Raw genomic sequence first — 8,833 nt, forward strand, 5'->3', positions numbered from 1 at the left:
GACCGCGTGGACGGTCGGCCCGGTCGAGCGTCAACCCGTAAAGCTGGTCGCAGCCGAGACGCGCTCCGGGCATGCCCGGATGCTGTCCGCGACGACGACCGAAAGCCGTGGCGGCAACGTCGTAAATGAAGGGAGTTCGGTCGAAAAAGCACAAGTGATCCTCGCGTATTTGCGCGAGCATCAGCTCATCGACTACTGATTTTGATGCCTGTCGGCAAGAACCCAGGGATGCAAGGAATCCGGAGCAAACGATGAAAGTATCGGCAGACATTCGTGCATTGATCGAGCGGCGCAAGGAAGGGCACAGCCTCGAAGCGCCGTTCTACACGAGCGAGGACATCTTCGCGCTCGACATGGAGGCGATTTTCCGCCAGCACTGGATCCAGGTGGCGATCGAACCGGACATTCCGGAACCGGGCGACTACGTGACCGTGGAACTGGGGAACGATTCGATCCTGATCGTGCGCGACGACGACATGGCGATCCGCGCGTTCCACAACGTATGCCGTCACCGCGGCGCGCGCCTGTGCAACGAAGACAAGGGCTCGGTCGGCAACATCGTGTGCCCGTACCACAGCTGGACCTACAACCTGACGGGCCAGCTGATGTTCGCCGAGCACATGGGCGAGAAGTTCGACCGCTGCAAGCACAGCCTGAAGTCGGTGCACGTCGAGAACCTCGCGGGCCTGATCTTCATCTGCCTCGCCGAGGAGCCGCCCACCGACTTTGCGCAACTGCGCGCCGAGATGGAGCCGTACCTGCTGCCGCACGATCTGCCGAACACGAAGATCGCCGCGCAGATCGACATCATCGAGGAAGGCAACTGGAAGCTCACGATGGAGAACAACCGCGAGTGCTATCACTGCGTCGCGAACCATCCGGAGCTCACCATCTCGCTGTACGAATACGGGTTCGGCTACCAGCGCTCCGACGCCAACGCCGAAGGCATGGACGCGTTCGCGGAAACATGCGTACGACGCGGGAAGGAGTGGGCCGAGATGGGCCTGCCGTCCGAAGAGATCGAGAAGCTGCTCGACGTGACGGGTTTCCGCACGCAGCGCCTGCCGCTCGATCGTCACGGCGAATCGCAGACGCTCGATGCGAAGGTCGCGTCGAAGAAGCTGCTCGGCGGCTTCGACAAGGCCGACCTCGGCGGGCTGTCGTTCTGGACGCAGCCGAACTCGTGGCACCACTTCATGAGCGATCACATCGTGACGTTCTCGGTGATCCCGCTGTCGGCCGGCAAGACGCTCGTGCGCACGAAGTGGCTCGTGCACAAGGACGCGAAGGAAGGCATCGATTACGACGTGAAGAACCTCACGGCCGTGTGGAACGCGACCAACGACCAGGATCGCGCGCTCGTCGAATTCTCGCAGCGCGGCGCGACCAGCAGCGCGTACGAGCCGGGCCCGTATTCGCCGTTCACGGAAGGTCTCGTCGAAAAATTCTCGGCCTGGTACATCGGCCGACTCGCCGAAAAAACCGGCGAATAAGCGTACAGCAGCGGACAAGCGGAGCTAGACATGATGCGAGATGCGGCCAACTTCGAGCCGACGGACAGCCGGGTGACGCGCCCGGCGTTCTGGAATGGCCTTCCCGAGCGCTGGACGAGCGACGTCGAGGAAACGCTGGTGTGCTGCCACGTGCGGCAGGAAACGCATGACGTGAAGAGTTTCTTCTTCCGTTCGCCGCAGGGCCGCTCGTTCTCGTTCGAGCCCGGGCAGTTCCTCACGCTCGAGCTTGACATCGACGGCGAAACGATCAACCGCTGCTACACGATCTCGTCGTCGCCCGCGCGGCCGCACACGGTGTCGATCACGGTGAAGCGCGTGCCGGGCGGCAAGGTGTCGAACTGGTTGCACGACAACCTGCAGCCGGGCGCGCCGGTGCGCGTGCTCGGCCCGGCCGGCGAATTCACGTGCGCACGGCATCCGGCGCGCAAGTACCTGTTCCTGTCGGCCGGCTCGGGCGTCACGCCGCTGATGTCGATGAGCCGCGCGCACCATGATCTCGCCGAGGATCGCGACATCCTGTTCGTGCACAGCGCGCGCACGCCGGACGACATCATCTTCGCGCGCGAGCTCGACCTGATCGCGTCGAACCACACGAATTTCCGCACGTCGTTCGTCGTCGAGCGCGTCGGTGCACGCACCAACTGGCCGGGCGTCACGGGTTTCCTGACGTTGCCGCTGCTGAAGCTGATCGCACCGGATTTCATGGAGCGCGAAATCTTCACGTGCGGCCCCGCGCCGTACATGAAGGCCGTGCGCGACTTGCTCGACGAAGCCGGCTTCGATCGCAAGCAGTATCACGAGGAGAGCTTCTCGTTCGAAACGCTCGCGCAAACCGCGAGCGACGAGCTGCTCGCCGATCTCGCCCCGCCGGCTGAAGGCGCCGACACCGACACGAAGCAGTACACGGTCAGCTTCGCAAAGAGCAATCGCGAGATTTCGTGCGGCTCGGAGCAGCACGTGCTGGATGCGGCGCGCCAGTCGGGTGTACGGCTGCCGGCCTCGTGCACGCAGGGCATGTGCGGCACCTGCAAGGTGAAGCTCGTGTCGGGGCAGGTGGAAATGAAGCACAACGGCGGCATCCGCCAGCGCGAGATCGACCAGGGGATGGTGCTGCTGTGCTGCAGCAAGCCGCTGTCGGATCTCGTGATCGACAAGTAGTCGCAACACGCCATCGGCTGTCCGGACGCGTCGCGCCCGGACAAGCATCCGTCGGAAAACAACGATACCGCGGATTTGTGGTTGAAGAACCTAGAGAGACAACGCGCGCAGGCGCACATCAAGGAGATCGACCATGAAGCTGTTCGGAAAACTGTTGTGGACCGGCGCACTGTCGGCAATGGTGGCGCTGAGCGCGTCGGCACTCGCCGATACGAAGCCCACGCTGAAGATCGGCTACGTCGAAGGCTGGGACGACAGCGTGGCGACGTCGAACGTCGCGGCGCGCGTGATCGAGAAGAAGCTCGGTTACCAGGTTCAGCTCGTGCCGGTCGCCGCCGGGATCATGTGGCAGGGTGTTGCGCGCGGCGATCTCGACGCAACGCTGTCCGCGTGGTTGCCGGTCACGCACGGCTCGTACTGGGACGAGTACAAGGCCAAGGTCGTCGACCTCGGCGCCAATTTTCCTGATGCAAAGATCGGCCTGATCGTGCCCGCGTACGTGAAGGCGAAGAGCATCGACGACCTGAACGCGGAGAAGGGCAGCTTCGGCGGCCGGATCGTCGGCATCGATGCCGGTGCCGGCGTGATGCGCAAGACCGACGACGCGATCAAGAGCTACGGGCTGAACTACACGCTGATGCCGAGTTCGGGCAGCGCGATGACGGCCGAGCTGTCGCGTTCGGTCAATGCGAACAAGCCGGTCATCGTGACGGGCTGGGCGCCGCACTGGATGTTCGCGAAGTGGAAGCTGCGCTTCCTCGAGGATCCGAAGAAGGTGTTCGGCGGCGCGGAGCACGTCGACAGCGTCGTGAATCCGGGGCTCGAAACGAAGGCGAAGCCGGTGGTCGCCTTCCTGAAGAAATTCCAGTGGAAGCCGGGTGAAATCGACAGCGTGATGCTGGCGATCCAGAACGGCTCGAAGCCCGACGCGGCCGCCGATGCGTGGATCGCCGCGCACGCGGATCGCGTGAATGCGTGGACGGAAGGCGCGCAGTAAGCCGGCGATGAATCGCCTCGATAAATAGATCAAGAGACAGTCCGGGAAGGGTCGGTAGTAATGCGAAATAATCGTACTGCGACACGGCTTTATCCCGGAATTATTTTTTTGATTCTGCAAAAAAGTGCGTAAGTTGTTACACTAGCGCCCTTGTGCGGAGTCATCACAGGAGGAATTGGATGAGTCAGGCAGGACTGCGTGCGAACCGCACCAGTGATGTTGAGGCAACCATCTCACATGATTCGACGGGCCACACGCTGCATCGTGGCCTGACTTGGAAAGACGCTTTTTGGGTGACGAGCGGCGTGCCGGCTGGCGTGCTGTTCACGATCGGCGGCGTATGCGCGACGATCGGTCAGCCCGCGTGGGCGATCTGGATCGCCGCGATCACGATGGGGCTGGTTCAAAGCGCGACTTATGCGGAAATATCGGGGCTATTTCCCCATAAATCGGGCGGCGCGTCCGTGTACGGCGCGATCGGCTGGGTCCGTTACAGCAAGCTGATCGCCCCGGTTTCCGTGTGGTGCAACTGGCTCGCGTGGTCGCCGATGCTCGCGCTCGGCTGCGGCCTCGCGGCGAGCTATGCGCTCACGAGTCTCTTTCCCGCCGACGCGGCGGTGCTGCACTGGCAGCTCAAGGTTGCGGATCTCGGGTTCATCAAGCCGGGTCTGTCCCTGCGGATCAATGCGACGTTCATTATCGCGACGATCCTGCTTCTCATTACGTTCAAGCTTCAGCACAGCGGTGCATCGAAGGCTGCGCGTACGCAGCGCATTCTCGGCATCGCGTCGCTCACGCCGCTGTTGATCGTCGGCATCGTGCCGTTCATCACGGGCGACGTGCCGATGTCGAACCTGCTCCCGCTGCTGCCGCTCGGTCACGACGCGCACGGCAATCTCACGGCCGCGACGTTCGGCTCGTGGAACGGGCAGGGCGTCACGATGGCGCTCGGTGCGATGTTCATGGCCGGCTGGGCGTCGTACGGCTTCGAGACGGCCGTCTGTTACACGCGTGAATTCCGCGATCCGCGTCGCGATACCGCCAAGGCGATCTTCTGGTCGGGCGCACTGTGTCTCGTCGTGATGACGCTCGTGCCGATGGCGTTCCAGGGCGCGCTCGGCACGCAGGCGATGCTCGATCCGTCGATCGGCGACGGCACCGGCGTCGCGGCCGCGATGGCGAAGATCGTCGGCGGCGGTGCGTGGGTCGCGAATGCGGTCGTCGTGATGCTGATGTTGTCGATCCTGCTGATCGTGATGACGTCGATGATGGGCTCGTCGCGCACGCTGTACCAGGCATCGGTCGACGGCTGGCTGCCCAAGTACCTGTCGCACGTGAACGAGCACGGCTCGCCCACGCGCGCGATGTGGACCGATCTCGGCTTCAACCTCGTGTTGCTGATGATGTCGGACTACATGACGGTGCTGTCGATCTCGAACGTCTGTTACATGCTGTTCGTATTCCTGAATCTTCAGTCGGGCTGGATCCACCGGATGGATCGCGGCAACTGGGATCGGCCGTTCCGCTGCCCGACGTGGCTGCTGGTCGGTGGCTCGATCTGCGGGTATGCGAACCTCGTCTATGTCGGCGCGGGTGCGAACCTGCAGGGCGACGGTACGCTGCGCAACGGTCTGATCGCGATGCTGCTGATCGTGCCGGTGTTCCTGTTCCGCCACTACTGGCAGGATCGCGGCCGTTTCCCCGCGCAGATGCAGCGCGACATGGAGCTCGAAGTGCCGAAGCGCGCGATGTGGCTGAACCTGATGCCTTACGTTGCGCTGATCGGTGCGGGGCTGACGATCTGGCTGTCGTATTACTTCGCGTGGGTGAAGTGACGAGGTAATACGTGCGTGCCGCAGCACGCGATGGCTCCGGAAACCGCACACGGGGCCGTCGCGCGACTGCGGCGCGTCATACGCGATAATGCCGGCATGACAGGATGCCTGCCGCCGGGAAATCGTGATGCCGTGTTCCACCTGCCTGACATTCCCGGTGCCCACATCGAACTACGATGAGGTGGCGGTGAATGAACCCATGCAGTCCGAGCTTTATCGCTGCCGTGCGTGCGGTCAACTGATCCGCACGGGGGCGCTGGAACGCAGCGCGTCCTATCTCTCGTTCGCGGACGCCCGGCAGCAGTTTCCCGACTTCGATCCATCGACACGCTGATCGGTCCGGCGTATGTCATTCCCGGAGTCTGGCCACGCAACCGGGCGTGGCCGCTTGATTTTGAGAATGATCGGTTCTAATATCGACGTCCATGAGCCCGACCTCGACCTCCTCCGGCGCCCGCGACCGGGGGCGCCCACGCGAATTCGACACCGACGAGGTGATCGACGCCGCTGCGCGCGTGTTCTGGGAGCAGGGGTATCACGCGACGTCGATCGACGCGTTGTGCGAGGCGACCGGCGTCTTTCGCGGCAGCCTGTACCGCACCTTCGGCGACAAGCACGGGCTGCTGGTCGCCGCGTTCGACCGCTATGCGGAAGGTGCGATCGCGCGGCTCAAGGAGCGTCTCGCGGCGGATCTGCCGCCGCGGCAGGCGCTCAGGGAGGCGCTCCTGTACTACACGGAAATCGGTGTGAGGCTGTCGGAGCGACGCGGCTGCTTCATCACGAATTCGGCCGTCGAACTGCTGCCCGGCGACGACACACTGCGCCCGTACATCGAATCGACGCTGCTGCGCATCGGCACGCAATTCAGCCTGGTCATCGCGCGCGGCCAGCAGTCGGGCGATTTCGACCGGAATCTCGATCCGGAAGAGGTGGGCCGGTTCCTGCTGTGCCTGATCCAGGGCATGCGGGTGCTGGGCAAGTCGAGTGCGTCGGAGGCCGAGCTGGCATCGATCGTCGAAATCGCGATGCGGGCGCTGACCTGATTTTTTTTGATTATTTTGAGAATGATCGGTTTCAAATGTGGGGTGTTCCGGATACCCGCATCGATATCGTGAAGGGCACGCTAGAACCGTAGGGAAGTTGTGATACGACACTGCCGCTGCGCGCAGCCGCACCGGCATCATTTTTCAATTAATTTGGGAATGATCAGTCATGAATAACGCAACACTCGCAACGCCCGGCGCGAACGCGTACGGGAAAGGCGTCGTGGCATGTGTGGCCGCGACGATCCTGATGGGCGTGATGTTTCCGGTGATGACCGATGCGTTGCAGTACATCGATCCGTTTACTTTCACGTCGTTGCGCTACCTGATTGCCGGCACGGGCTTCGTCGCGTTGCTGCGGATCGTCGAAGGGCCCGGTGCGTTCCGTTCGGCCGGCGAGCCGGTGGCGCTCGCGTGGCTGCTCGGGTCGATCGGCTTTTGCGGATTCGGATCGTTCGTGTTCCTGGGCCAGCAACTGGCCGGCGACGAAGGCGCGCTGACCGCTTCGATCATGATGGCGACGCAGCCGATGATGGGGCTCCTGCTCAACGCACTGGTGCGGCGTGTCGCGCCCGCACCGGTGTCGGTGCTGTTCGTCGTGCTGTCCTTTACCGGCGTGGCGCTCGTCATCACGCGCGGCGACGTGATCGCCGCGCTGCACGAACCGCAGCACTACGCGGCCAATGCGCTGATCATCGTCGGTGCGTTGTGCTGGATCGTCTATACGTTCGGCGCGGCGCGTTTCACCCGCTGGTCCGCATTGAAATACACGACCTTCACGACGTGGCTCGGACTGACCACGATCGTCGCGGTCAACCTGGTGCTGATCGTCACGCACCGGATCGCGGCGCCGTCACTGGCCGCCGTGCACGCGGTGCTGCCGCATCTCGTGTACATGGGGCCGGTGGCCGGTTTCGGCGCGATCCTGCTGTGGATGACGGGCAACCGGATGCTCGGGCCGATGAACGGCACGCTGTTCATGGACATCGTGCCGATCACCGCCTTCATCGTTTCCGCGTTCACGGGGCTGGTACCCAATCATGCGCAGATCGCAGGCGCCGCCCTGACGGGCACGGCGCTGATCCTGAACAACCTGTACCTGCGGCGCAGGGCGCGTCGAACCGGCACGGCGCCCGCGCGCGTGCCGTCGGCCACGACGTGAGCGTCGCGCCGTTCGCGCGTTACGAAAACACCACCGTCCGATCGCCGTTCAGGAACACGCGCCGTTCGATGAATGCCTTCACCGCGCGCGCGAGCGTGAGCGATTCGACGTCGCGTCCCACCGCGAGCAGTTGCTCGGGGCGCAGCGCATGATCGACGCGCTCGACGACCTGCTCGATGATCGGGCCTTCGTCGAGATCGTCGGTGACGAAGTGCGCGGTCGCGCCGATCAGCTTCACGCCGCGCGCATGGGCCTGGTGATACGGCTTCGCGCCCTTGAAGCCGGGCAGGAACGAATGATGGATGTTGATCGCGCGGTTCGCGAGCTTCGCGCTCGTCTCCTGCGACAGCACCTGCATGTAGCGCGCGAGGATCACGAGCTCGGCGCCGCTCGATTCGAAGAAGTCGAGCCATTGCGCCTCCTGCTGCGCCTTCGTATCGGCCGTGATCGGGAAGTGGCGGAACGGCAGCCCGTGCTGCACGGCGAGCGGCTCGAAGTCGGGATGGTTCGACACGATGCCGACGATGTCCATCTTCAGCTCGCCCATCCGCCAGCGGAACAGCAGGTCCGCGAGGCAGTGCTCGAGCTTCGACACCATGATCAGCACCTTCGGCCGTGCGTTCACGTCGTGGATGGCCCACTGCATGTCGCCCTGCTCACCGCCGAGGCTGGCCGCGATCGGCGCGAATTCGTGGCGCAGCGCATCGATCTGCAGCGTTTCATCCGTCGGATGAAAGACGCAGCGCACGAAGAAGCGGTTGCTGAGATCGTCGTCGAACACGTTCAGCGCATCGACATAGCAGCGATGGCGATCGAGAAAGCCGACGACGGCGGCGACCTGGCCGGCCGCGCTCGGGCACGACAGTGTCAGGACGAATTGATCGGGGCGGTGCTCGGCGGTCATGAGATTCCTCGGATGGCATGGGCGCACGGCCGTGCGGCGGCGCACGGGTAGCGGGAGGCTCAAGTAAATCAGGACGATTTTGGGGCGGATAGAACCAACGCGCCGTGTGGCTGGTATCGGCGCGCCAGCGCGCGGGGGCGGGCAGGGCCCGTCACGCGCTCGCGCAGGCGTCGAGCAGCCAGCGCCGGAACACGTGGGTCGCGTCCGGCTCGGGCCGCTG

General features: G+C 63.9%; 8 protein-coding genes and 1 pseudogene. 8 read left to right on the forward strand and 1 reads right to left on the reverse strand.

Annotated elements, in window-relative coordinates; all coding sequences use genetic code 11:
- The 8 genes and pseudogenes from G3N93_RS28200 to G3N93_RS28235 all read left to right on the forward strand — a co-directional run.
- Positions 1-199 (forward strand): annotated as a pseudogene (locus G3N93_RS28200) (electron transfer flavoprotein subunit beta/FixA family protein); the annotation flags it as partial.
- Positions 200-251: 52 nt separating this feature from the next.
- Positions 252-1,493 (forward strand): aromatic ring-hydroxylating dioxygenase subunit alpha, encoded by a 1,242-nt coding sequence (locus G3N93_RS28205; protein ID WP_174938947.1) that lies wholly within the window; start codon positions 252-254, stop codon positions 1,491-1,493.
- Between the two features lie 30 nt (positions 1,494-1,523).
- The gene (locus tag G3N93_RS28210) at positions 1,524-2,672 is read left to right on the forward strand and encodes a hybrid-cluster NAD(P)-dependent oxidoreductase (RefSeq protein ID WP_174936446.1); all 1,149 of its coding nucleotides are present in this window, start codon (positions 1,524-1,526) and stop codon (positions 2,670-2,672) included.
- Between the two features lie 133 nt (positions 2,673-2,805).
- Entirely contained in the window at positions 2,806-3,669 is an 864-nt protein-coding gene (locus G3N93_RS28215; RefSeq protein WP_043180436.1) for a glycine betaine ABC transporter substrate-binding protein, read from the forward strand.
- 179 nt (positions 3,670-3,848) lie between these two features.
- Positions 3,849-5,504, forward strand: coding sequence for an APC family permease (locus tag G3N93_RS28220; protein ID WP_174936448.1), 1,656 nt, complete (start codon positions 3,849-3,851; stop codon positions 5,502-5,504).
- A 127-nt stretch (positions 5,505-5,631) separates the two neighbouring features.
- The gene (locus G3N93_RS28225) at positions 5,632-5,838 is read left to right on the forward strand and encodes a hypothetical protein (RefSeq protein WP_206134435.1); all 207 of its coding nucleotides are present in this window, start codon (positions 5,632-5,634) and stop codon (positions 5,836-5,838) included.
- A gap of 91 nt (positions 5,839-5,929) precedes the next feature.
- Positions 5,930-6,547, forward strand: coding sequence for a TetR/AcrR family transcriptional regulator (locus tag G3N93_RS28230; RefSeq protein WP_174936451.1), 618 nt, complete (start codon positions 5,930-5,932; stop codon positions 6,545-6,547).
- Positions 6,548-6,716: 169 nt separating this feature from the next.
- Entirely contained in the window at positions 6,717-7,709 is a 993-nt protein-coding gene (locus tag G3N93_RS28235; RefSeq protein ID WP_206134436.1) for a DMT family transporter, read from the forward strand.
- A 19-nt stretch (positions 7,710-7,728) separates the two neighbouring features.
- Here the strand turns inward: G3N93_RS28235 and purU are convergent, their stop codons facing one another.
- Complete coding sequence (purU, locus tag G3N93_RS28240) at positions 7,729-8,613, reverse strand: formyltetrahydrofolate deformylase (RefSeq protein ID WP_174936457.1); 885 nt, start codon at positions 8,611-8,613, stop codon at positions 7,729-7,731.
- Between the last annotated feature and the right edge of the window lie 220 nt (positions 8,614-8,833).

Source organism: Burkholderia sp. Se-20378, from assembly GCF_017104665.1.
Taxonomy (GTDB): domain Bacteria; phylum Pseudomonadota; class Gammaproteobacteria; order Burkholderiales; family Burkholderiaceae; genus Burkholderia; species Burkholderia lata.